This is a genomic window from Actinoplanes sp. CA-015351, from assembly GCF_050955685.1.
In the GTDB taxonomy this organism is placed as follows: domain Bacteria; phylum Actinomycetota; class Actinomycetes; order Mycobacteriales; family Micromonosporaceae; genus Actinoplanes.
Genome location: NZ_CP192102.1, coordinates 4,769,646 through 4,791,846, shown reverse-complemented (window position 1 = coordinate 4,791,846; position 22,201 = coordinate 4,769,646). Strand labels below are relative to the sequence as shown.

18 protein-coding genes are annotated in these 22,201 nt (G+C 69.8%); 15 read left to right on the top strand and 3 right to left on the bottom strand.

Features of this window, described 5'->3' with window-relative positions; genetic code table 11:
• Positions 1-46: 46 nt before the first annotated feature.
• Positions 47-2,155 carry a glycogen debranching protein GlgX gene (gene glgX, locus ACQP2E_RS22235; RefSeq protein ID WP_433824861.1) on the top strand — a complete coding sequence of 703 codons (2,109 nt, stop codon included), beginning with the start codon at positions 47-49 and terminating at the stop codon, positions 2,153-2,155.
• Positions 2,156-2,174: 19 nt separating this feature from the next.
• On the opposite strand, the gene ACQP2E_RS22230 is transcribed toward glgX, so the two are convergent.
• Both ACQP2E_RS22230 and ACQP2E_RS22225 read right to left on the bottom strand, forming a co-directional pair.
• Positions 2,175-2,534, bottom strand: coding sequence for a VOC family protein (locus ACQP2E_RS22230; RefSeq protein WP_433824860.1), 360 nt, complete (start codon positions 2,532-2,534; stop codon positions 2,175-2,177).
• Positions 2,507-2,869, bottom strand: coding sequence for a MerR family transcriptional regulator (locus tag ACQP2E_RS22225; protein ID WP_433824859.1), 363 nt, complete (start codon positions 2,867-2,869; stop codon positions 2,507-2,509). The genes ACQP2E_RS22230 and ACQP2E_RS22225 overlap by 28 nt, the downstream gene beginning before the upstream one ends.
• A gap of 87 nt (positions 2,870-2,956) precedes the next feature.
• Here ACQP2E_RS22225 and ACQP2E_RS22220 point away from each other — a divergent pair, with 87 nt between their 5' ends.
• From ACQP2E_RS22220 to ACQP2E_RS22180, 9 genes are all read left to right on the top strand, one after another.
• Positions 2,957-3,901, top strand: a complete 945-nt coding sequence (locus ACQP2E_RS22220) for an aldo/keto reductase (protein ID WP_433824858.1) — start codon at positions 2,957-2,959, stop codon at positions 3,899-3,901.
• Between the two features lie 443 nt (positions 3,902-4,344).
• Positions 4,345-5,523: a sensor histidine kinase gene (locus ACQP2E_RS22215; protein WP_433824857.1), complete on the top strand. Its 1,179-nt coding sequence runs from the start codon at positions 4,345-4,347 to the stop codon at positions 5,521-5,523.
• A complete protein-coding gene (locus tag ACQP2E_RS22210) occupies positions 5,520-6,200 on the top strand; it encodes a response regulator (RefSeq protein WP_433824856.1) in 681 nt (226 codons plus the stop codon). Before ACQP2E_RS22215 ends, ACQP2E_RS22210 begins: the two co-directional genes overlap by 4 nt.
• Before the next feature lie 123 nt (positions 6,201-6,323).
• Positions 6,324-9,353: an efflux RND transporter permease subunit gene (locus tag ACQP2E_RS22205; RefSeq protein ID WP_433824855.1), complete on the top strand. Its 3,030-nt coding sequence runs from the start codon at positions 6,324-6,326 to the stop codon at positions 9,351-9,353.
• Between the two features lie 139 nt (positions 9,354-9,492).
• On the top strand, positions 9,493-12,417 hold the full coding sequence (locus ACQP2E_RS22200) for a M36 family metallopeptidase (RefSeq protein ID WP_433824854.1): 2,925 nt from the start codon (positions 9,493-9,495) through the stop codon (positions 12,415-12,417).
• Positions 12,418-12,469: 52 nt separating this feature from the next.
• Positions 12,470-13,291 (top strand): SDR family oxidoreductase, encoded by an 822-nt coding sequence (locus ACQP2E_RS22195; protein WP_433824853.1) that lies wholly within the window; start codon positions 12,470-12,472, stop codon positions 13,289-13,291.
• A 45-nt stretch (positions 13,292-13,336) separates the two neighbouring features.
• On the top strand, positions 13,337-14,284 hold the full coding sequence (locus tag ACQP2E_RS22190; RefSeq protein ID WP_433824852.1) for a hypothetical protein: 948 nt from the start codon (positions 13,337-13,339) through the stop codon (positions 14,282-14,284).
• Between the two features lie 42 nt (positions 14,285-14,326).
• A complete protein-coding gene (locus ACQP2E_RS22185; RefSeq protein ID WP_433824851.1) occupies positions 14,327-14,737 on the top strand; it encodes a DUF1810 domain-containing protein in 411 nt (136 codons plus the stop codon).
• Between the two features lie 9 nt (positions 14,738-14,746).
• Entirely contained in the window at positions 14,747-15,244 is a 498-nt protein-coding gene (locus tag ACQP2E_RS22180; RefSeq protein ID WP_433824850.1) for a DUF1707 and DUF4190 domain-containing protein, read from the top strand.
• Here the strand turns inward: ACQP2E_RS22180 and ACQP2E_RS22175 are convergent.
• The gene (locus ACQP2E_RS22175) at positions 15,221-16,084 is read right to left on the bottom strand and encodes an NmrA family NAD(P)-binding protein (protein ID WP_433824849.1); all 864 of its coding nucleotides are present in this window, start codon (positions 16,082-16,084) and stop codon (positions 15,221-15,223) included. The two genes, ACQP2E_RS22180 and ACQP2E_RS22175, sit on opposite strands and share 24 nt — an antisense overlap.
• Positions 16,085-16,167: 83 nt before the next feature.
• Here ACQP2E_RS22175 and ACQP2E_RS22170 point away from each other — a divergent pair, with 83 nt between their 5' ends.
• The 5 genes from ACQP2E_RS22170 (at position 16,168) to ACQP2E_RS22150 (ending at position 22,174) form a co-directional block, all read left to right on the top strand.
• The gene (locus tag ACQP2E_RS22170; protein ID WP_433824848.1) at positions 16,168-17,112 is read left to right on the top strand and encodes an AraC family transcriptional regulator; all 945 of its coding nucleotides are present in this window, start codon (positions 16,168-16,170) and stop codon (positions 17,110-17,112) included.
• A gap of 713 nt (positions 17,113-17,825) precedes the next feature.
• Positions 17,826-18,548, top strand: a complete 723-nt coding sequence (locus ACQP2E_RS22165; RefSeq protein WP_433824847.1) for a discoidin domain-containing protein — start codon at positions 17,826-17,828, stop codon at positions 18,546-18,548.
• A gap of 118 nt (positions 18,549-18,666) precedes the next feature.
• The gene (locus ACQP2E_RS22160; protein WP_433824846.1) at positions 18,667-19,155 is read left to right on the top strand and encodes a hypothetical protein; all 489 of its coding nucleotides are present in this window, start codon (positions 18,667-18,669) and stop codon (positions 19,153-19,155) included.
• A 41-nt stretch (positions 19,156-19,196) separates the two neighbouring features.
• Complete coding sequence (locus ACQP2E_RS22155; protein WP_433824845.1) at positions 19,197-19,817, top strand: 2'-5' RNA ligase family protein; 621 nt, start codon at positions 19,197-19,199, stop codon at positions 19,815-19,817.
• Positions 19,818-21,538: 1,721 nt separating this feature from the next.
• Complete coding sequence (locus tag ACQP2E_RS22150; protein WP_433824844.1) at positions 21,539-22,174, top strand: HNH endonuclease family protein; 636 nt, start codon at positions 21,539-21,541, stop codon at positions 22,172-22,174.
• Positions 22,175-22,201: the final 27 nt, after the last annotated feature.

The following is a 22,201-nucleotide window of genomic DNA, read 5'->3' as shown; positions in this document are numbered from 1 at the left end:
TCGACCCGGTGTTTTCGCACGCACGGTAATTGGGCATCGTGGGCGCATGAAAATCTGGCCTGGCAACCCGTATCCGCTGGGTGCGACATATGACGGCGGCGGGACGAACTTCGCCATCTTCTCCGAGGCGGCGACCCGCGTCGAGCTGTGTCTCTTCGACGATGACGGCACCGAGACCCGGGTCGATCTGCCGGAACGCGAAGCGCTCGTGTGGCACGGGTACCTGCCACGGGTGGTGCCGGGACAGCGGTACGGCTACCGGGTGCACGGGCCGTACGACCCGTCGCGGGGTCTGCGTTGCAACCCGTCGAAGCTGCTCCTCGACCCGTACGCCAAGGCGATCGACGGGGATTTCACGTGGGACCAGGCGTTGTTCTCGTACAACTTCGGGGATCCGAGCTCGTACAACGACGCTGACTCGGCGCCGTTCGCCGCCCGGTCCGTGGTGATCAACCCGTTCTTCGACTGGGGCAACGACCGGCCGCTGAAGATCCCGATGTGGCAGACGGTGATCTACGAGGCGCACGTGAAGGGCATGACGGTCGCGCATCCGGACATCCCGGCGGACGTGCAGGGGACGTACTCCGGCCTGGCCCACCCGGCCATGATCAAGTACTTGAAGAACCTCGGCGTGACCGCGGTCGAGCTGATGCCGGTGCACCAGTTCGTGCACGACAGCGGGCTGATCGAGAAGGGCCTCACGAACTACTGGGGTTACAACACGATCGGGTTCTTCGCGCCGCACAACGACTACTCGTCGTTCGGCGGCAGCGGCGGGCAGGTCCAGGAGTTCAAGGCCATGGTCAAGGCCCTGCACGCGGCCGGCATGGAGGTCATCCTGGACGTGGTCTACAACCACACGGCCGAGGGCAACCACCTGGGCCCGACCCTGTCGTTCCGGGGCATCGACAACCCGGCGTACTACCGCCTGGTCGACTCCGACAAGTCGTACTACTACGACACCACGGGTACCGGGAACAGCCTGAACGTCCGGCACCACGAATCGCTGCGACTGATCATGGATTCGCTGCGGTACTGGGTGACCGAGATGCACGTGGACGGGTTCCGGTTCGACCTGGCCGCCGCCCTGGCCCGCGAGTTCCACGAGGTGGACCGGCTGGCCGCGTTCTTCGACCTGGTCAACCAGGACCCGGTGGTGTCACAGGTGAAGCTGATCGCCGAACCCTGGGACGTCGGCGACGGCGGTTACCAGGTCGGCGGCTTCCCGCCGAACTGGACCGAGTGGAACGGCAAGTACCGCGACTCGGTCCGCGACTTCTGGCGCGGCGAGCAGTGGAGCCTCGGCGAGTTCGCGTCCCGCTTCACCGGCAGCTCGGACCTGTACCAGGACGACGGCCGGCGGCCCATCGCGTCGATCAACTTCGTGACGGCGCACGACGGGTTCACGCTGCACGACCTGGTGTCGTACAACGAGAAGCACAACGACGCGAACGGTGAGGGCAACCGGGACGGCGAGAGCCACAACCGGTCCTGGAACTGCGGCATCGAAGGGCCGACCGACGACGCCGAGGTCGTCATGATGCGCGAGCGGCAGAAGCGCAACTTCCTGGCGACGCTGCTGCTCAGCCAGGGCGTGCCGATGATCGCGCACGGCGACGAACTGGGACGCACCCAGGACGGCAACAACAACGTCTACTGCCAGGACGGCCCGATCTCCTGGGTCGACTGGAAGGACTCCCGCAACTTCGACGTGCTGACCGGGTTCACCCGGCGGCTGCTCGAACTGCGCGCCGAGCACCCGATCTTCCGCCGCCGGCGGTTCTTCACCGGCGAGCCGGCCGGCGACTCGAAGCTGCCGGACATCGCCTGGCTGCGCCGGGACGGCGAGATCATGACCGACGAGGACTGGAACACCCGCAGCGGGATGACGATGACCGTCTTCCTGAACGGGCACGGTCTGCCGGAGCGGGACGCCCTCGGCGAGGAGATCAAGGACGACTCGTTCCTGCTGCTGTTCAACCCGCTCGACGAGGACGTCGCGTTCACGCTGCCGGGCCGCGATTACGGCCGGACCTGGGAGGTCGTGGCGAACACCGCTGATCCGCTGCTGGCCGGGCGGCGGCGTACCGCCAAGGCCGGGAGCCAGAAGAGCGTGATGCGGCACAGCCTCGTCGTGATGCGCTGCCGGTACTGATTTTCCGGTCCTCCGCGCTTCAGCTCTCCACGCAGAAGATGTTGCCCTCGGGGTCGGCCATCACGGTCAGCTCGCCCGGTGTCACCACGGTGGCGCCGAGCGAGCTGAGCCGGGCCACCTCGGCGGGCACGTCACCGCCCGGGGCGCGCAGGTCGAAGTGCATCCGGTTCTTCGCCACCGCGGGCTCCGGGACGCGCTGGAACCACAGGTTCGGGCCACCCCAGCCGGGCGCCTCGACGTACGCCTTCTCCGCTGTCGCGTCCTCGTCCAGCTCGCCGCCGAGCGCGGCAGCCCAGAACCGCGCCACCACCAGGGCGTCGGCGCAGTCGAACGTGATGCTCTTGACGTACGTCAGTGTTCCGCTACCGACCGGTACCACGCGATCTTCTCCCGTACTCGCTTCTGTTCCAGCCGCAGCTGGGCGACCTTCGCGTCGATTTCCCGATCATGCTCCTCGAGGAGCGCCGCGCGCAGCCCCGCGTTGTCGTCGCCACCCTCCAGGAGCTCGGCGAACTTGCGCAGGCGCGCGATCGGCATGCCGGAGTCGCGCAGGCAGCGCAGCAGCCCGAGCCGGGACAGGTCGTGATCGGTGAACACCCGGCGGCCGACGGAGTCCCGCTGGACCCCGCTCATCAGGCCGATCCTCTCGTAGTAGCGAATCGTGTCGATGCTGACCCCGATCCGCCCGGCCACCTCACCCGGCGTGTACGGCATTCGCGTTCCTTCCCGTATTGACCTGGAGCCGTATTGACCTGGAGCGGTATTGACCTGGAGCGCGCTCCAGGCGACAGGGTAACGGGCATGGCAACGGACATCACGCTGATTCTCGGCGCTCTCGCGTTCGGCACCCGCATCGACGAGGCGCAATCCTTCGACCTGCTTGATCAGTATCGGGAGGCCGGCGGCGAGTGGATCGACACGGCGAACAACTATTCGTGGTGGCTGCATCCGAGCGGCTTCGGCGGGCAGAGCGAGACGGTCATCGGCCGGTGGCTGGACAAACGGCCGGGCGCCCGTGGAGACGTCCGGATCAGCACCAAGGGCGGTGCGGAGCCGACGACGCCGAACGGCTATCCCGATCACGTCGAAGGGTTGTCGGGCCCGGCTCTGCGGACCGCGTTGCGGGGGAGTCTCGAGCGGCTGCGGACCTCGCACGTCGACGTGTACTGGGCGCACATCGAGGATCGGACGGTTCCGCTGGAGGAGACCGTGGCGACGCTCGGCGGCTTCGTGGCGGACGGGCAGGTGGCGCGGCTCGGGGTGTCGAACCACCCGTTGTGGCGGGTGGAGCGTGCCCGAAATATTGCTTCTGACCAGGGACTAGCGGGATATAGCGCTATTCAGCTCCGCTGGTCGTATCTCCAGCCCCTGCCCGGCGTGGCGCTGCCGCAGAGCGGGCACGTGCACGCCACCAGCGAGACGTTCGACTATCTGCGGAGCAACGACGACGTCTGGTTGTGGGCGTACAACACGCTGCTCGACGGTGGGTACACCCGGGCGGACCGGCCCCTGCCGGAGGCCTACGACCACCCGGGCACCGCGCGGCGGCTCGCGGTGCTCGACGAGGTGGCGGCCGAGACCGGCGCTACTCGCAACCAGGTCGTGCTGTCCTGGCTGGCCGGCGGCCCGCTGAAGATCTCCCCGATCGTCGGCGTGACCACCCCCGCCCAGATCACCGAAGCGCTCGCCGCCCGCCACGTGACCCTCACCCCGGACCAGAGAGCCCGCCTGGACACCGGAGCCTGACCAGCCCCGCACCCGACCGGCCCTGTGCCTGGCGGGCTCTGCGCCTGGTGCGCGAGGGTTCCCGTGCGGCTGTGACCCGGGAGCGAGGGCCGCAGGCCCAAGGCGGCGGAGACCACTGCCGCCCTGGGCCTGCGGCGCTCGGCGGCATAGTGCTTTCTGGCCTACACCCATTGCGGGTGTGCCCACACCCGCAATGGGTGTAGGCCGTAAGCGATATATACCTCCCCGGCGGTTCGGCGAGGTGACCGTGCCGGGCGAACTGGAAGCTTGGGCACGCTGAGTCCAGCCCAGCCCAGCCCAGCCCAGCCCAGTCCAGGCCAGGCCAGGCCAGGGCAGGGCATGCGCAGGGGCGGTGCGGGGCGGTCCGGTGGTGTGGGCGGGTGGGAAGAAAATACCGCAGGTGGAGGACGCCGGGGAGGGGTGGCGTCACTAGCCTGGAGGGCATGATCGTGGCGGGGACCCGGTCCGGCCCGATCCGCCGGCTCATCGCGCGCCATCCGGGCGCCGCGGATCTGGGGCTCGCCGCGGTGCTGACCGGCCTGCCGATCGCCGGGTACTTCGCGGGCAGCGCCAAGAATGCGAATCAGCCGCTGACCAGCCCGCTTGTGCTGGGCGTGATCGCCACCTTCGTGGCGATCTCGCTGCGCAGCCGCTGGCCGTGGCAGGTTCTGGTGGCGTGCAGCGCCGCGATGATCTGGTACACCGCGGTGGCCGGTGACCGGCACCCGCTGCTGATCGTGGCGGCGGCCGTGGCGGCGTACACCACGGCGGTCAGCACCTCGCGGTGGCGCAGCCTGATCGTGGTGGTGGGGTGCGGGCTGGCGCTGTACCTGGGTGACCTGATCTCGTACCAGAGCGCCTCGATCGTGCCGGTGCTGACGTTCATCGCGATGGCTACCGCGTTCGGGGACGCCACCCGCAACCGGCGGGCCTACCTGGCCGAGGTGGAGGAGCGGGCCCGGCGGGCCGAGCTGACCCGCGAGGAGGAGGCGCGGCGCCGGGTCATCCAGGAGCGGCTGCGGATCGCCCGGGAACTGCACGACGTGGTCGCCCACCACATCGCGGTGATCAACGTGCAGGCCGCGGCCGCGAGCCACCTGGTCGACAAGCGTCCCGATCAGGTGCGGCCGGCGCTGAACCACATCCGGCACGCCGGGGACACCGTGCTCAAGGAGCTGGGGTCGATCGTCGGTGTGCTGCGGCAGTCCGACGACCCGGACTCGGCCGAGCCGACCCGGGGCCTGGCCCGGCTTCCCGAGCTCCTGGAGGCGATGGCGGCGGCCGGGCTGCGGGTCCGGCACCACCGGGCCGGCGACGAGCGGGACCTGCCGGCCGTGGTGGACCTGGCCGCGTACCGGATCGTGCAGGAGGCGCTCACCAACGCGCACAAGCACGGCACCGGCGAGGCGTCGCTGACCGTCAGGTACACGGCCGAGGCGATCGGGATCGAGGTGGAGAACACTGTCGCGACCGGCCACGACGGCGGCGGATCCGGGTACGGCATCGTGGGCATGCGCGAGCGCGCGGCCGCCGCGGATGGGACATTTCAGACGTGCACCGAGCCGGACGGCCGGTTCACCGTGCGAGCACTGCTACCGGCACCGATCGAGGAACTGAAATGACCATCCGCGTCCTGCTCGCCGACGACCAGCCGCTGATCCGGGCGGGTTATCGGATGATCCTCGACTCCGAACCCGATCTGGAGATCGTCGGTGAGGCGGTGAACGGCCGGGAGGCGGTCGACCTCGCCCGGACCCGCCGGGCCGACGTGGTGCTGATGGACATCCGCATGCCCGGCGTCGACGGGATCGAGGCGACGCGGCTCATCGCCGCGGACGACGACCTGGCAGGGGTACGCGTCCTCGTGCTCACCACCTTCGAGCAGGACGACAACGTGATGCTCGCGCTGCGCGCCGGCGCCAGTGGATTCCTCGGCAAGGGTGTCGGCCCGGACGACCTGATCAGCGCCGTGCGCGCGGTCGCCGCCGGTGAGGCGATGCTGTCCCCGAAAGCCACCCGGGGACTGCTCGACCACCTGCTCAGCCAGCCCGAGGCCGGCCCGCCGCCGTCGGAGCAGAAACTCGCCGAGCTGACCCACCGGGAACGCGAGGTGCTGGTGCTGGTGGCGCACGGCATGTCCAACGACGCCATCGCCGAGCGGCTGTTCCTGTCGCCGCTGACCGCGAAGACCCACGTGAACCGGGCGATGGCGAAGCTCGGGGTCCGGGACCGCGCGCAGCTGGTCGTTGTGGCGTACCAAAGTGGCCTGGTCCGTCCGGGGAGTCCGCAGGCGCGGTAGGCGAGGCCGCCGGGTACCGCGGACGGAGTAGTCGCACGGACCGCCAAAGGACGACGCGCGGTACACCCCGGCACACAGAGACTGGGCCCGCCCAATCTTTGTCGATGCCGAACGGGGTCCCTGGTGTCCTTGCTGTCCCGGATCAGTCTCACGAACCGGAAGCTGGTGGCCCTGGTCACCGTGCTCCTGGTCGCGCTCGGCGTGTACGCCACGTCGTCGTTGAAACAGCAGCTGCTGCCCGACCTGTCGTTCCCGGCCGTGACCGTTGTCGCGTCCTACCCGGGTGCCGCGCCGGAGGTGGTCGAGCAGCAGGTCACGGTGCCGATCGAAACCGCGGTGCAGAGCATCGGCGGGGTGGAGAGCATGACCTCCACGTCGACGCAGGGCTCGGCCGTGGTACTGCTGTCGTTCGCGTTCGGCACCGCGATCGATGACGCGGCCGGCGACATCGAGCAGGCCGTCTCGAAGATCTCCCGGCAGCTGCCGGCCGGCGTCGACCCGCAGGTGATGACCGGCAGCACCGGCGACATGCCGACGATGGTGCTGGCCGCGACCGCCGACGGCGACCAGCGGGACCTCGCCGCGAAGCTGACCAGCGAGGTCGTGCCCGCGCTCCAGGCGGTCGACGGCGTCAACGAGGTGTCCGTCTCCGGTACCCGCGACCAGGTCATCACGGTGACACCCACACGCAAGGAACAGACCCAGGCGATCATCTCGGCGCTGACCGGCCTCGGCGGCACCCAGTCGGCCGGGTCGATCAGCACCGGCGGCCGGGATCTGAGCCTGGCGGTCGGCGCCGCGGTCACCTCGGCCGAGCAGGTCGAGAACCTGTGGCTGCCCGGCCCGGTGCAGCTCAAGGACGTCGCGACGGTGACGCTGGCGGACGCGCCGAGCACCTCGATCACCCGGACCGACGGCCGGCCCAGCCTCGGCGTCTCGATCACCATGGCGCACGGCGGCAGCGCCGCGTCGATCTCCTCGGACGTCACCGATCAACTGGACGACCTGCAGCAACGGCTCGGCGCCGGCGCGCGGCTGACCGTCGTGTCGGACAGCGGCCCGCAGGTCCGCGAGTCGGTGAACGGCCTGCTCGAAGAGGGCGCTCTCGGCCTGCTGATGGCGATCGTGGTGATCCTGGTGTTCCTGCGCTCGGCGCGGTCCACCCTGGTCACGGCGGTGTCGATCCCGGTCTCGCTGCTGATCGCGCTGACCGCGCTCTGGACGCAGGATTACTCGCTCAACATCCTCACCCTGGGCGGCCTCACGATCGCGGTGGGCCGCGTCGTCGACGACTCGATCGTCGTGCTGGAGAACATCAAACGCCATCTCGGGTACGGCGAACCGCGGCGCCAGGCGATCCTCACCGCCGTGCGGGAGGTGTCGTCGGCGGTGACCTCGTCGACGCTGACCACTGTCGCGGTGTTCCTGCCGATCGCGTTCGTCAGCGGGTTCGTCGGCGAGCTGTTCGGGCCCTTCTCGATCACCGTGACGGTGGCGATGGTGGCGTCGCTGATCGTGTCGCTGACGATCGTGCCGGTGCTCGCGTACTGGTTCCTGAAAGCACCGGCGACCGGCGTCTCCCGCGCCGAGGTCGAGGCCGGGGAACGGCGGGGTTTCCTGCCGCGCGTCTACCTGCCGGTGATCGCCTGGTCGGTACGCCGCCGCAAGACGGTGCTGGCCGGCGCGGTGCTGCTGCTGGTCGCCACGGTGGCGATGGCCGGCGCGCTGAAGACCAGCTTCCTCGGCGACTCCGGCGAGGAGAGCGTGAGCATCAGCCAGGAACTGCCGCCGGGCACCGATCTGGCCACCACCGACGCCGCCGCGCAGAAGGTCGAGAAGGTCCTCGGCGCGCTGCCCGAGGTGTCGTCGTACCAGGTGGTGATCGGCTCCTCGGGCGGCTTCCTCGGGGGTGGCGGCGGATCCAACACGGTCTCCTACACGGTCCACCTGGCCGAGGACGCCGACGCGGCGGCGGCCTCGGCGGCGGTCGAGGACGCCCTGTCCGGTTTCGACGACCTGACGTTCGGCTCGGGCGGCGGCAGCCTGGGTGGCACCGACGTCGAGGTCTCGGTACGCGCCGGCGACGACACCGTGCTGAAATCCGCCACCGAGCAGGTGGAGAAGGCGTTGACCGGCGTCGCCGCGGTCACCGGCGTCACCAGCGACCTGAGCGCCAGCGCCCCGCAGATCAGCATCGTGCCCAAGGGCGAAGCCGCGGCCCGGTACGGCGTCACCGACCAGACGATCGTGTCCACGCTGCGCACCGCGGTCCAGGGCGTCACCACCACCCGGGCCGGCGCGAACGACGTCGTGGTGCGCACGAGCGCCACCGCTCCGGACAGCCTCGCCGAGGTGAAGGCGCTGACGGTCAGCACACCGACCGGCCCGGTACGCCTCGACAAGGTCGCCACGGTGACCCAGGTCGACGGCCCGGTCCAGCGGGTCCGCGCCGACGGCGACCGCACCAACACGGTCACCGCCACGCCGGCCGGGGACGACACGGGCGCGGCCGGCACCGCCGTACAGGAGGCTCTTGATGCTCTTGATCTGCCGGCCGGGGCGTCGGTCGAGACCGGTGGCGTGACCGCGCAGCAGGACGAGGCGTTCAGCCAGCTGTTCCTCGCCATCGCCGCCGCCATCGCGCTGGTGTTCCTGATCCTGGTCGCGGTGTTCCGCAGCATCCGGCAGACGCTGATCCTGCTGGTGTCGATCCCGTTCGCGTTCGTCGGCGCGATCACCCTGTTGCTGATCACCGGTACCCCGATGGGCGTGGCCGCGCTGATCGGCATCCTGATGCTGATCGGCATCGTGGTCACCAACGCGATCGTGCTGATGGACCTGATCAACCAGTACCGGGAACGTGGCATGACGGTCACCGAGGCGGTCGTCGAGGGTGGCCTGCGCCGGCTGCGCCCGATCCTGATGACCGCCCTCGCCACGATCTTCGCGCTGATTCCGATGGCCCTCGGGATCACCGGCTCGGGCGGGTTCATCTCGCAGCCCCTCGCGGTCGTGGTGATCGGCGGACTGGTGAGTTCGACGCTGCTCACGCTGGTGCTGATCCCGGTCCTCTACACCATCGTGGAGAGCCGTCGCGATAAGCGGCCGCAGCCTCTGGACCAGCCGGAACGCGAGCTCGAACCGGTCGGCTGAGTTCGCCGGGCGGCCCCGGTGACATCGACGTGCATCGCAATTGATCAACTTCGATTGTGGATGTTCGGCCCATGTCGCCGGGGCCGTTCGACTGATCGGATGCAGTGGATCGGTAAACGCCGTCCACAGAGGAGGTACCGTGCGCACAGCATCCCGTGCGTCGGCGGCATCCACCACAGCGTTCGTCGCGGCCGCGCTCATTCTCGTTCCGGGGGCCGGGAGCAGCGCCGCGCCCGCCGCTCCGGCCCGGGCCGAGCAGGCTCACGACGACCATGACCACGAGAGGACAACGGACAACCGGCGCGGCTCGCTCGCGCCGACCTCGGCACAGCGCAGGGGCGCCGCCGAGACCGGGGCACTGACCCGCTGGAACACCCTCGGCACACCCGCCGCGCTCACGGCGGTCGAACAACCCCTGGCAACCGGGCTCCCGGCCGAACCGGTGGCCGCCGCCAAGGCGTACGTCGCGGCGAACCTCGGCGTTCTCGGCCTCACCACCAGCGGCGCGGCCGCCCTCGAGGTGCTCACCGAGCAGAAACTCGGCGAAGGCGCCGTCGTGATCCTCCGGCAGCGCTTCGGCGACCTGCCCGCGGGCCGTGACGGCCTGCTCTCGGTCGGCCTGCGCGACGGCGAGGTGTGGAGTGTGAGCTCCTCCCTGGCCCGCGACGCTGCCGCGCCCGCACCCGCCACCCTCAGCAAGGCCGACGCCGAGCGGATCGCCGCCACCGACGCCGGTCTCACCGCGCCCACGGTGCTCGGCACCGAACTGGTCGCGGTTCCCACCCCGGAGCAGGGTGCGCGCGCCGCCTACCAGGTGACTCTCGGACAGGACCTGACCGGGGCGGACCCGGTCGCGTACACCACCTGGGTCGATGCCCGGGACGGCGCCGTGCTGGTCAGCGAGAGCATCGTGGACTCGGACAGCGACAACCCGGAGTGGGACGTCTTCCCGAACTCTCCACCGGTCAGCAACTCGTCGGCGGACACCCGCAAGACCTGGTGCTTCCTGCCGTCGCGCCGCTGCGACGAGTCGCTCGCCACGCCGGCGTCCCCGCAGGCGTGGGACGTCGACCCGGCCACCGATCTGCCGACGTTCACGACGCGGGGCAACAACGCGATCGCGGTGCACAACTGGAACTCCAACGACCCGTTCTCGGTCGGCACCGAGACCGCCACCCCGAGCCCGGCCCGCGAATACCAGTACCCCTGGACCAACCAGTGGTACGAGGAGCAGTGCGCGCCGACGACGTTCGCGTCGGCGGCCCGCAACGACATCGACGCGGCTCGCGCCAACCTGTTCGCCCAGCACAACCGGATGCACGACTGGTCGTACCACCTCGGGTTCACCGAGGAGACCTGGAACATGCAGGCCGAGAACGCCTCCGGCGCCGGGCTGGGCAACGATTACGAACAGGGCAACGCGCAGGCCGGTGGGATCAGCGGCGGCCCGCCGGACTTCGCGGCCCGCAACAACGCCAACCAGATCACGCCGCCGGACGGCCAGGCGCCGATCACCAACATGTACCTGTGGCAGCCGATCGCCGGGGCGTTCTACGGCTCCTGCGTCGACGGCGACTACGACATGTCGGTGATCGCGCACGAGTACACGCACGCCATCACGAACCGCATGATCGCCGGGCCGAACGCGGGCCTGAGCTCACCGCAGGGCATGAGCGAGAGCTGGTCCGACCTGCTCGCGATCGAGTACCTGTACGAGCACGGCTACATGCCGAAGGGCAGCAGCGCCTACACCGTCGGCGAGTACGTGACAGGTGACGGCGGGGCGGGCATCCGCAACTTCAACATGAGCCGCAGCCCGCTCAACTACAGCCACGTCGACTACGACTTCGTCGGCCTGCAGGTGCACGCCTCCGGCGAGGTCTGGAGCGTGTCCAACTTCGATGTCCGCGCCGCGTTCATGAAGCGGTACGGCACCGGCAGCGCGGCGCTGCAGAAGGCCTGCGCCAACGGCAAGGTCGCGGTCACCAAGTGCCCCGGCAACCGCCGCTGGATCCAGCTGGTGTTCGACTCGTTCCTGCTGCTGGCGAACAGTGCCAACAGCCAGGTCGACGCCCGTGACGCGCTGATCGCCGCCGACCGGATCCGCTTCGGTGGCGCGAACCAGGACATCATCTGGAACGCGTTCGCGAAGCGTGGTCTCGGCGAGACGGCGCTCAGCAACGGCGCCGGCGACGTCGACCCGCGGCCGAGCTTCAGCTCGCCGTACGCGAACGAGTCCACGGTGACCTTCCGGCCGCTCGACGAGACCGGCACGGTCGTTCCCGGAGCGAAGCTGTTCGTCGGTGACTACCAGGCCCGTGCGGTCGCGGTCGCCGACACCGACCCGGCCACCACGCTGCCGGACACGGTCGACCTGGTTGCCGGGAAGTACACGTTCATCGCCCAGGCGCCGGGACACGGCGAGGCGAAGGTCAAGGCGACCGAGTTCAGGGCGGGCCGCGACCGGACCCTGACCGTGAAGCTGCCCACCAACCTGGCGTCCGGCACCAGCGGCGCCACCGCGACCGGTGACGGTGTGAACGTGCCGGCGCTGATCGACGACGACGAGGCGACGAACTGGGCCTCGCTGGCCAGCCCGATCGCCGGCAAGGGCGTCTCCGTCGACCTGGCCGGTGACCGGCAGCGGATCAAGCGGGTGCAGGTCAGCGCGATGCTGCGCCCGGCCATCGCCGGCAACGCCGATCCGCTCGGCCAGAGCCGGTTCTCCGCGCTGCGGCAGTTCACGGTCCTCGCCTGCACGGCGTCGGCCACGAACGACTGCGTCGAGGCGACCGACTACCGCACGGTCTACGTCAGCAAGCGGGACGCGTTCCCGTCCGGGCAGCCCCGGCCGCGGGCTCCGGAGCTGATCGTCCGGGACTTCGACATCCCGGACACGACAGCGACCCACCTGCGGGTCGAGGTCGTCACCAACCAGTGCACCGGCGCACCGGCGTACGCCGGTGAGCAGGATGCCGACCCGCGGGCGAACACGGACTGTTCGACGGCCAGCCCGCAGGCGCAGAACGTGCGTATCGCCGAGTTCCAGGCGTACGCCCGATAGGAGATTCCACCTGCCGGGGCGCACCACCCTTGCGCCCCGGCAGGATGGACCCATGAGTCGTGAAACTGTTGCCGTCACCGGGTCGACCGGTCAGCTGGGTGGACGCATCGCCCTGAAACTGACGGCGCTGGGCGTACCCCTGACATTGCTCGTGCGAGACGCGGCGCGGGCGCCGCAGCTGCCCGGCGCTGAGGCGGCGGTCGCGCCCTATGCCGACGGGCCGGCGGTGCGCAAGGCCCTCGACGGTGTGCGGACGGTGCTGATGGTGTCGGCGTCCGAGGCGCCGGACCGGGTGGCGCAGCATCACACGTTCGTCGACGCGGCCGCCGAGGCCGGTGTCGAACACCTGGTGTACATCTCGTTCGCGGGCGCGGCCCCGGACGCCACGTTCACCCTGGCGCGTGACCATTGGGCCACCGAGCAGCGCATCCGCGAGCGCGGGCTGAGCGCGACCTTCCTGCGCGACAATCTGTACGCCGATTTCCTGCCGCATCTCGCCGGCGCCGACGGGGTGATCCGCGGACCGGGCGGCGACGGGAGAGTGGCCGCCGTGGCGCAGGACGACATCGCCGACGCGGCCGTGGCCGTGCTGGGTGACCCGGCCGCGCACGCCGGGAAGGCCTACGAGCTGACCGGGCCGGAAGCGCTCAGCCTCGCCGAGATCGCGGACATCCTCGGGGCCCGGTACCACGACGAGACCGTCGAGGAGGCCTACGAGTCCCGGGCGGTCTACGACGCGCCGCGCTGGCAGCTCGACGCCTGGGTCTCCACCTACCTGGCCATCGCCGCCGGTGAGCTGGCAGCCGTGACCACGCACATCGCCGACCTGACCGGCCACCCGCCGATCGGTTTCCAGCAACTGCTGCGAAAGTGACCTGACGCCGGTCGGAAAACCGGACAGCCGGTGCTAGGCATAGACATGGAACCCGTGCCCGCACCCCGGCTGCACTTCGCCCCGCGTGACGGCGAGATCGGCGAGATCTACGGCGTGCTGCGCTCCGGCGGGCGGTACCAGGTCTTCTACGAGCAGGCCCCCGGCGGCCTCGGGCAGGCCAGCTCCGACGACCTGGTGATCTGGTGGGAGCAGCCGTCACCCGGGGCGCTGGGTGACGCCGGCTGTGGATCGGTGGTGGACGGGCCGGCGTTGTTCTTCACGCGTACCCCTGGGGTGATCGTGCGGGCGACGGCCGCGACCGGATCTGCCGGCTGGACCACCGATCAGGTCCTTGCCGTTGATCCGGACCTGCGCGACCCCTACGTGTGGCGCGCCGGCGACGAGTGGCGGATGCTGCTCGCCGGCGCCGACCGCATCGCGCAATATCGATCGACCGACCAGCTGGCCTGGGATTTCGTCTCCGATCTGGTCGCCTGGGACGGCGCGCGATGCCCGCGGCTCTTCCCGCTCGACGGCGCGTGGGTGCTGCTCGTCGCCGGTTCCTACGCGGTCGGCACCTACGACGGCCGGGTCTTCACGGCCGCGAGTCAGGGCGTTTTCGGTCGCGGCCGGCTCGGCCCGGTGGTCACCTTCGCGGATGCGGCGGGGCGGCGCTGCGCGCTCGCCCATCTCACCGGTCAGGCCAGTGCCTTCAGCCTCCCCTGGGTTCTTTCGGTACGCGGGCAGAGGCTCGTCGCCACGCCGCACCCCCACCTCGACCCGTACCTGACCAGCGGCGCCGCCGGGCTGACCGCCGCCGGGGGAGAGGTACGCGACAACGGCGAGCTGATCCTGAGCATGCCGGCCGGCGGCGAGACGCTGGTCCTGGCCGACGCCGACATCGTCGAGGTGACGGTCGAGGGGGTGAGCGGGCTCGGCGTGGCCCGGCGCAGCGTGCCGGGGTTGTCCGGGCTGCGGATAGGCCGGCTGTGAGGTGATTCGTTTGCGTTCCTGACGGCCGGGAATTGCACGGTCATGGAACGATTCGTGCGGGCGCAAGAGGGTGTCTACGACCGTGCCCTCGCGGAGATCGTCGACGGGAAGAAGCGCAGCCACTGGATGTGGTTCATCTTCCCGCAGCTCGCCGGCCTCGGCTCCAGCCCGACCGCCCAGCAGTACGCCATCCGCGACCTGGCCGAGGCCCGTTCCTACATGGCACACCCGCTGCTCGGCCCGCGCCTGGTCTCCTGCTCGTCGGCGCTGCTGGCTCATCCGGACAAGAGCGCCAACCAGATCTTCGGTTTCCCCGACGACCTGAAACTGCGGTCCTCGATGACCCTGTTCTCCCGGGCGGCCGACCACCCGACCGTCTTCCATCAGGTGATAGATCTGTTCTACGAGGGACCTGACGAGCGGACGCTCGCGCTTCTTGACCGGCCTGGATAGTCTCCGGGCATGTACCGCGAACCCCACATGCGGGTTTCCGACGCCGATCGTGAGGCGATCGTGGCCCGGCTGAACCAGGCGACGGCCGAGGGGCGTCTGTCCATCGAGGAGTTCAGCGAGCGGGCCCGGCAGGCGTACGCGTGCCGGACCTGGGGCGAGCTCTCCGAGGTGGTGTGGGACCTGCCGGCCCCGGCCGGCAGATACCCGGTGGTGCCGGTCGCGCCGCCCCGGCCGCCGCCTCCCGTCCCGCCGGTCGGCGGCCTGCCGCTCGTCTCGTTGATACTCGGCATCCTGTCGCTGCCGGCGACCATGTGTGTTCCGGTCGGCCCGGTCTTCTCGATCACGGCGATCATCACCGGGGTTCTCGGGATGCGACCGCCGCCGCGTGGCGCCGCCTACGGGCGCGGGATGGCAGTTGCGGGGATCGCGCTCGGCATTCTGGGGCTGATCGCGCAGATCGCGTTCGTGTTCTTCTTCGCGGTGTCATCCACGGGTGACGACTTCTAGGGTCTCCTCGATCGGTGTCGTGCAGGTGATCGTCCGGTCGCCGCGGGGCTGGAGCCGGCCGTCGGCGTCGGCTGCGTAGAGGGCGACCAGCTCGGTGGCGAGCTGGGACGGGATGCCACCGGTGGTGAGGGTGTCGTGCCAGGCCTCGCGCGGGATGGTGATCGTTGTCAGCGGCTTGCCGAGGGCCGTGGCGAGGGCTTCGGCGACCTGGCTTTCGGTGTAGGTGGGGGCGTCGAGAACGACGACTTCGGATTTATCCTCTTTTGTGGTCAGCGCTTGAGCGACTGCCTCGCCGATGTCCCGGGTCGCGACCATCGGGATTGGTTTGTCGGTTTCGTCGGCGAAGACCGGGTAGACGCCGGCACCGATCGCCGCGTCCAGTACCGTCTCGACCTTCTCCTGGAAGTGCGGTGAACGGATCGCGGTGAGGCGGGCGCCGGTCGCGCGCAGCCGGTTCTCCAGATCGTGCAGCCAGCGGATCGGGCCGGTGCCCTCGGCCAGGTCCGCGCCCCACGACGACAGCATGACGACGTGCGGGACGCCACTCGCCTCGACCGCGGCGGCCATCGACGTGATCAGGTCCCGGTGGGCCTCGGCGGTGAACGGTGGCACGGTCGGTAGCAGCAGGAACGCGCCGGCGCAGCCGTACAGGGCCCTGGTCAGGGCGGCGGTGTCGGCAAGGTCGGCCTGTGCGCTTTCTGTCCAGTTCCGGCCTTTTGTCACGGCGGTGCCGGGCCGGCGGCTGATGGCGCGGACCTGCCGGCCGGCGGTGATGAGTGCTCGGGCGGTGGCGCCGCCGACATGTCCGGTGACGCCGGTGATGGCGTAGGTCTCCGTCATGCCTCCTAGTGAAATCGCAGTTGGTGAGACGATCCATGTTCGTACGCCTCGTTCGCATGTTCGAGCGTCTACGCTGCGATGCCATGGACCCGCTCGGCGACCTCCTGGACGGGGTACGCGCCCGGACCGCCGCGTTCTGCCGGTCGGTGCTCGACCCGCCCTGGTCGCTGCGGATCTGCGACGAGGCACCGCTCGGGCTGGCCACCCCGCTGCACGGGCACGCCTGGATCGTGCCGGACCAGGGCGATCCCACCCTGATCGAGACCGGCGACGTGGCGATCGTGCAGGGGCCGGCGCCGTACACCGTCGCTGATGCGGTGGCGACCCGGCCGACCGTTTTCGTTCACCCCGGCAACCGGCTGATCACGGACGGCGGCGTGGACATCACGGCCGCCACCCGGCTCGGGCCGAACACCAGCACCCTCGGCCTCGGCTCCGGGGCCTCCACGGTGATCGCCAGCGGGTCCTACCAGGTCTCCAGCTTCGTCTCCGGCCGCCTGCTCGCGACGCTGCCGCCGGTCGTCCGGGTGCCGCGCGACCAGGTCCAATCCCCGATCATGGACCTTCTGTACGCCGAGATGAACCGTGACGAGCCCGGCCAGCAGGTCGTCCTCGACCGGCTCCTCGACCTGGCCCTGATCGCGGCGCTGCGCGGCTGGTTCGCCCGGCCCGCGGCCGACCCGCCCGGCTGGTACCGCGCCCACGGCGACCCCTGCGTCGGCCACGCCCTGCGGATCATCCACGAGGAGCCGTCGCGGCAGTGGACCGTCGCCGGCCTCGCCGCCGCCACCGGGGTGTCCCGTGCCGCGTTCGCCCGCCGGTTCACCACGCTTGTCGGCCAGCCACCGATGGCGTACCTGACGCACTGGCGTCTCGACCTCGCCGCCGCGTCGCTGCGCGAGTCCGAGGCGACACTCGCCTCGATCGCCCGGCAGGTCGGTTACGCCAACGCGTTCGCGCTCACGGTCGCCTTCAAGCGGGTACGCGGGACGACCCCGCAGCAGTTCCGCGCGGGCCTCGCTGGGTAGGCGCTGCGCTGGCGGTCTGTGCTCGTGTCCATCCTGTCCGTGTTCATGCAGGATTCTTTCCTGTCGCGACACGCAAGAGTGATGGGCATCACTGGGGTGGTGTTCGCCCAGCAGGACCGCATTCCTGTGGATCACCGGGGCTTCGGGGTGCTTTCCCGGACATGGACATGCGCCAAGATACGGCGCTGCGGCCGCAGCGCGCGCGCCGCAAAAGCGACAGGGGAGCGACAAGCGTGAACGGGTTCGAGCCCACCGCCGGCAAGCCCAGCCCGCCGGCCGATGCTGCCTCCACACCCGGCCCGGCAGCGTCCGGGCGCGACGTTCCCGGGCGCGATGTTTCCGGGCGCGATGTTTCCGGGCGCGATGTTTCCGGGCGCGGTGCGTCTGAGCGTGGTGCGTCCGGGCGTGGTGCGTCCGGAGAGCGGCGGCCGTCCCGGGCCGAGAATTTGCGCCTCACACGGATGCCGCAGCGCCCGGTGCCGCGAACCAGCGCCGCGCCCGCGCTTGGCGTTTCCGGCTTGTCCGGCGTTTCCAGCTTGTCCGGCGTTTCCGGGTTGTCCGGCGGGTCGGGTGGTCCGGTGGGGTCGGTCGGGGCGGGTGGGCCGGGTGGGCCGGGTGAACCTATCCCCGTAGGCGATTTGTCCGGCAAATCCGGAAAGTCGGTGGATGAGGGTGCTGCCGGTGGGACTCGGAAGCGGTGGGGGCGGTGGGTCGTGTTCGCCGTCGTGGTGGTGCTGCTGGCCGGGGCTGGCGTCGGCTGGGCGTACCGAAGGGGTCTGGAGAAAGAGGGCAGTGGGCCCGCGCCCCTGCGGGTGGCTGACCCGGTCGCGAGCGAGGTGGGGTTTCCTGCGGTGACTGGCGGTAGTGTCGAGGTGGTCGCGCCGGTTACCGAGGGTGTTGCTGCTTCGGTGAGTGTCGCACCCAGTGCGGTTGCGAGTGCGGGTGCCGGTCCGTCTGCCGGTGCGGCGACCGGGGTGACGGCGAGCGCTTCGGCGAGTGCGGTGGCGTCCGCTGCCTCCAGCCCGGCGGTCGTCGGCAAGCCTAATCCGAAGGGCGCCAACCTCGCGCTCGCCGGGGCCGCTACCGCGTCGGCGGTCGAGGGCGATCCGTGGCTGCCGGCGAAAGCGATCGACGGAGACATCACGACTCGCTGGTCGAGTGGCTTCGCCGACCCGCAGTGGATCACCGTCGACCTCAAGGAACGGTGGCAGCTGTCCCAGGTGACGCTCGAATGGGAGCACGCCTACGGGGTCAGTTACCGCGTCGAGACCTCGCTCGATGGCAAGAAGTGGACGGCGATCTACAGTACGAAAGCCGGCAAGGGTGGCTCGGTGACCGTCGACGCGAAGGCGTCCGTCGCGCGCTATGTGCGAATGTATGGCACGGAGCGCAACAGCAGTTACGGTTACTCTCTGTTGGAGCTGGAGGTTCGCTGAGCAAGAAGTTATTGCTCTTCGTGACTTCGGCATCGCAGTGGGTCTATTCGGACGATATAGGTCACAAAGCTCAAGCCGGAGGCCGGGTCGCGCGGGGCGAATCGGTAACCTGCCGGACATGCGCGCAACCACCGCAGTGATCGCCACAAGCGTCCTGCTGACCTTTGCCCTGACCGGCTGTGCCAGCGACGACGGCACCTCGACCGCACCGGGAGCCGCCACCGCGGCATCGGCAGCGGACCTGTCCGGCCTCGACGAGAGCACCGCGACCGCCTGCACGCTGGCGGAGAACGCGGTCCTCGGCCGGGCCGGCCACGACCTGGACCTGGAGTCCGCGAACCAGATCATCACCGCCGGGAAGACGGCGAAGAGCACGATGATCTCGACCCAGGCGAACGTCCTGGAGGTCAGCGTCCGGAAGGCCGAAGCGTCCGTCGGCGACCCGGACGAGCAGACGCTCACCGCGGCGGTGAGCACCGACATTCTCAAGTTCCGTACGGTTTGTCAGGATGTCGAGGCCCTGAAGGCCAGCATCCCGAAGGCGACCACGGGCGGTTCGGGCGCCAGCTCCGACCCGAACGAGCCGGTCGACCGTAGCGTCAGCTGAGGTTTTCTCCGGTACGGCGGTGACCTTCTAGAGTTGCCGCCGTGAAACCCTTCGTGTTCCGGCATGGCACCGGAAAATGGCCGGAGGGGGAGACCCTCCTGCACGTTTATGCTATTCCTGACCTTTCCCGGGACCACGAGCTTCGTGAACTGGTGACCGGCTGCCGGACCGCGCTGGCGGGGTACCCGCTGACGATGGTCGAGGATCGCTGGCTGCACATCACGATCTCGCAGATCACCGACGCTTTCGGTTCGGAGTATTCGCCGTCGGAGCGGGCCTCGCTGGCTGCTGCGTTGTCGTCGGACCTGGCGGGTTTCGGGGCCTTCGAGCTGACGGTCGGCAGTTGTCTCGCGCAGTCGTCGGTGGTGATGTTCGACGTCCATCCCGATGAGCGGATCGGCGCGCTGGGGGCGGCGGTGCACGCGACGATCGGGCGGGTACGCGGTGACGAGGCGCTGGGGTACAACGCCGGGGTGCCGCACATGTCCCTCGGGTATGCGCACGGATCGGCGGACAACGCTGACATTCAGCGTGATCTGCGCCGGGTGCGGCCGGGGCACGCGGTGATGCGGATCGGTTCGGTGTTTCTGGTGGAGGTGACGGTGTCAGCCGCGGCCAAGACGGTGACGTGGAGCCCGATCGCCGAGATCCCCCTCGGCTGATCCTGAACAGGCGGCGGCTGGCTGTCGGTCGTGGCTGCTGGCTGTCGCTGGCGGCTGCTGGCTGTCGGTCGTGGTCGCTGGCTGTCGCTGGCGGCTGCTGGCTGTCGCTGGTGGTCGCCGTGGTGTGCAGCTGGGGGCCGTGAGTGACAGCCGCCGAGCGGCCCATGCTGCTGAGGTGAGCTGAGCGATGCCGGCCACAGGTGGTGGCTCCTGGATCTTGTGCGGTTGTGATGGCGCGGGTTTCGCCATTTGTGGAGCGGTAGCGGCTTCGGGACGTCGTGGCGGTTTCCTTGGTGCGAGGTGCCGCTCGGAGATCTTGTGCGGTTCGGCCGGCTGATCGGCCACGAGTGCACGAGTTTGCGAGACGGCCATCCGTGGCGTCGCAGTGCTTTGGGTCCGACGTGGTGAGCGCGGTGGTTGACCGTTTCGACGTGGTGAGCGTGGTGCTTCGCCGATCTTGTGGAGTTCGGCGAGCCGTTTGCGCGTAATTCCGCAAGATCGGCTCGGCTTGTTCGATCTTGCGGAGTTGTGCGGGCACGTCTGCGGGGAAGTCCACAAGATCCAGGCCGAGCAGGGCCGTGCGGGCAGAGGGTCGCGGGCAGAGCGGCGCGGGCAGAGCGGAACGCGCGGGCGGAGCATACGCGCGGGCAGAGCGGAACGCGCGGGCGGAGCGGAACGCGCGGGCGGAGCGGAACGCGCGGGCGGAGCATACGCGCGGGCAGAGCGGAACGCGCGGGCAGAGCGGAACCGCGCGGGCAGAGCGGAACCGCGCGGGCAGAGCGGCGCGCGCGGGGCGGAAGAGGGTGCGTGGCGGGGCGGAGCGCGGGGCGGAGCGTGGGGTGCCTGCGGCGGAGGGCGCCGGCGCGGCGGAGGGCGCCGGCGCGGCGGAGGGCGCCGGTGCCCGGCATGGCAGTGGATGTTGCGTCGTGGCTGATCGCGATCTCTGTCGGGAAACCGGGTCGGCCTCGCGGATCCGCAGGGCCACCAGTTGTTACGCGATGAGCCGGTCGCCGGGCGAGACCGCAAACGGCGAAACTCGAGTGATGGCGTGGCGGCCGTCAACTCACGGGATCGCCAGGGCCGGGTTCGCCAGGTTGTCGTGGTGGCTGTGGTGAAGTTCAGGCATTCGTGGAGCGGGCGGCCCGCCTCTGTCGCCACCAGGGTGAACGGGCGGCCGGGGTGGGCGGCTATCGCCGTTGTCAGGATGGCTCGGGCGGCGCCACGGGAACGGTGCTGGGGCATTGTCGCCAGCCAATAGACGCCGATGCTGGCGCCGTCGTCGAACGTGTAGTCCGCGGCTGCCGGAGAAGTGCCGATGCGGGCCAGCCAGAACTGCCCGCCGGGGTTCGGTAACAGGCTCGGTGGCAAGGCCTGGCCCGGTGACCACGGCTGGTACGCCGGGAACGGGAATCCGTCGACCATCACCCGTTCTGCCACGGCCAGTTCTTCCGGATCGGTGGCTTCGGTTACGCGTACCCCTGAAGGGGTGAGGGTGTGGCGTGAGGCCCACATCGCCGCGGCGTTCTCCAGGTGGAGTTCGATCATGGCCGCATCGTAGCCGTGCGCGAAACGGAAACCCTCTCGCAACATGAACACGCGAACTGGGCGATTGTTCTTGTTTGTTCAGACACAAGAAATTCACGTGCGTCGACGTCTTGTGACGTTTGGCTTCCGTAATTCTATGCGTGTCCAGCACGGACATCATGTCGATGGGAGCCAATATGCGCCTGTCCCTCCGTCCCCTCATCCCCGCTGTCCTGACCGGTGTTCTGGTCAGCCTCTTCCTCGGCGCCCCGGCCGAGGCCGCGCCGACCGGAATCCCCACCAAGGCGACCGCGCAGACCTACCTCAACGCGCTGACCGTGGCCGCCGAGGCGAACGCGAGCACGTACGACCGTGACCTGTTCCCGCACTGGATCACGATCAGCGGCACCTGTAACACCCGCGAGACCGTGCTCAAGCGGGACGGCAGCAATGTGGTGACCAGTTCGGCGTGTGCGGCGACCTCCGGGTCGTGGTTCTCGCCGTACGACGGGGCGACCTGGACCGCGGCTTCGGACGTGGACATCGACCACGTGGTGCCGCTCGCCGAGGCGTGGCGGTCCGGCGCCAGCGCGTGGACCACCGCCAAACGGCAGCTCTTCGCGAACGACCTGACGCGTCCGCAGCTGATCGCGGTGACCGACAACGTCAACCAGTCGAAGAGCGACCAGGACCCGTCGACCTGGCAGCCGTCGGTCACGTCGTACCGGTGTACGTACGCCCGGATGTGGATCGCGGTGAAGTACTACTGGGCGCTGAAGCTCCAGTCGACGGAGAAGACGGCACTTCAGACGATGCTGAACACCTGCAGCTGACCTGCTAAATGCGGATAAAGGCGATAA

Excerpts from the sequence above, each read along its gene's own strand:
- glgX (WP_433824861.1), top strand. The coding sequence starts at position 47 with ATGAAAATCTGGCCTGGCAACCCGTATCCGCTGGGTGCGACATATGAC.
- ACQP2E_RS22225 (WP_433824859.1), bottom strand. The coding sequence starts at position 2,869 with ATGCCGTACACGCCGGGTGAGGTGGCCGGGCGGATCGGGGTCAGCATC.
- ACQP2E_RS22220 (WP_433824858.1), top strand. The coding sequence starts at position 2,957 with ATGGCAACGGACATCACGCTGATTCTCGGCGCTCTCGCGTTCGGCACC.
- ACQP2E_RS22215 (WP_433824857.1), top strand. The coding sequence starts at position 4,345 with ATGATCGTGGCGGGGACCCGGTCCGGCCCGATCCGCCGGCTCATCGCG.
- ACQP2E_RS22210 (WP_433824856.1), top strand. The coding sequence starts at position 5,520 with ATGACCATCCGCGTCCTGCTCGCCGACGACCAGCCGCTGATCCGGGCG.
- ACQP2E_RS22195 (WP_433824853.1), top strand. The coding sequence starts at position 12,470 with ATGAGTCGTGAAACTGTTGCCGTCACCGGGTCGACCGGTCAGCTGGGT.
- ACQP2E_RS22190 (WP_433824852.1), top strand. The coding sequence starts at position 13,337 with ATGGAACCCGTGCCCGCACCCCGGCTGCACTTCGCCCCGCGTGACGGC.
- ACQP2E_RS22185 (WP_433824851.1), top strand. The coding sequence starts at position 14,327 with ATGGAACGATTCGTGCGGGCGCAAGAGGGTGTCTACGACCGTGCCCTC.
- ACQP2E_RS22180 (WP_433824850.1), top strand. The coding sequence starts at position 14,747 with ATGTACCGCGAACCCCACATGCGGGTTTCCGACGCCGATCGTGAGGCG.
- ACQP2E_RS22175 (WP_433824849.1), bottom strand. The coding sequence starts at position 16,084 with ATGACGGAGACCTACGCCATCACCGGCGTCACCGGACATGTCGGCGGC.
- ACQP2E_RS22170 (WP_433824848.1), top strand. The coding sequence starts at position 16,168 with ATGGACCCGCTCGGCGACCTCCTGGACGGGGTACGCGCCCGGACCGCC.
- ACQP2E_RS22160 (WP_433824846.1), top strand. The coding sequence starts at position 18,667 with ATGCGCGCAACCACCGCAGTGATCGCCACAAGCGTCCTGCTGACCTTT.
- ACQP2E_RS22150 (WP_433824844.1), top strand. The coding sequence starts at position 21,539 with ATGCGCCTGTCCCTCCGTCCCCTCATCCCCGCTGTCCTGACCGGTGTT.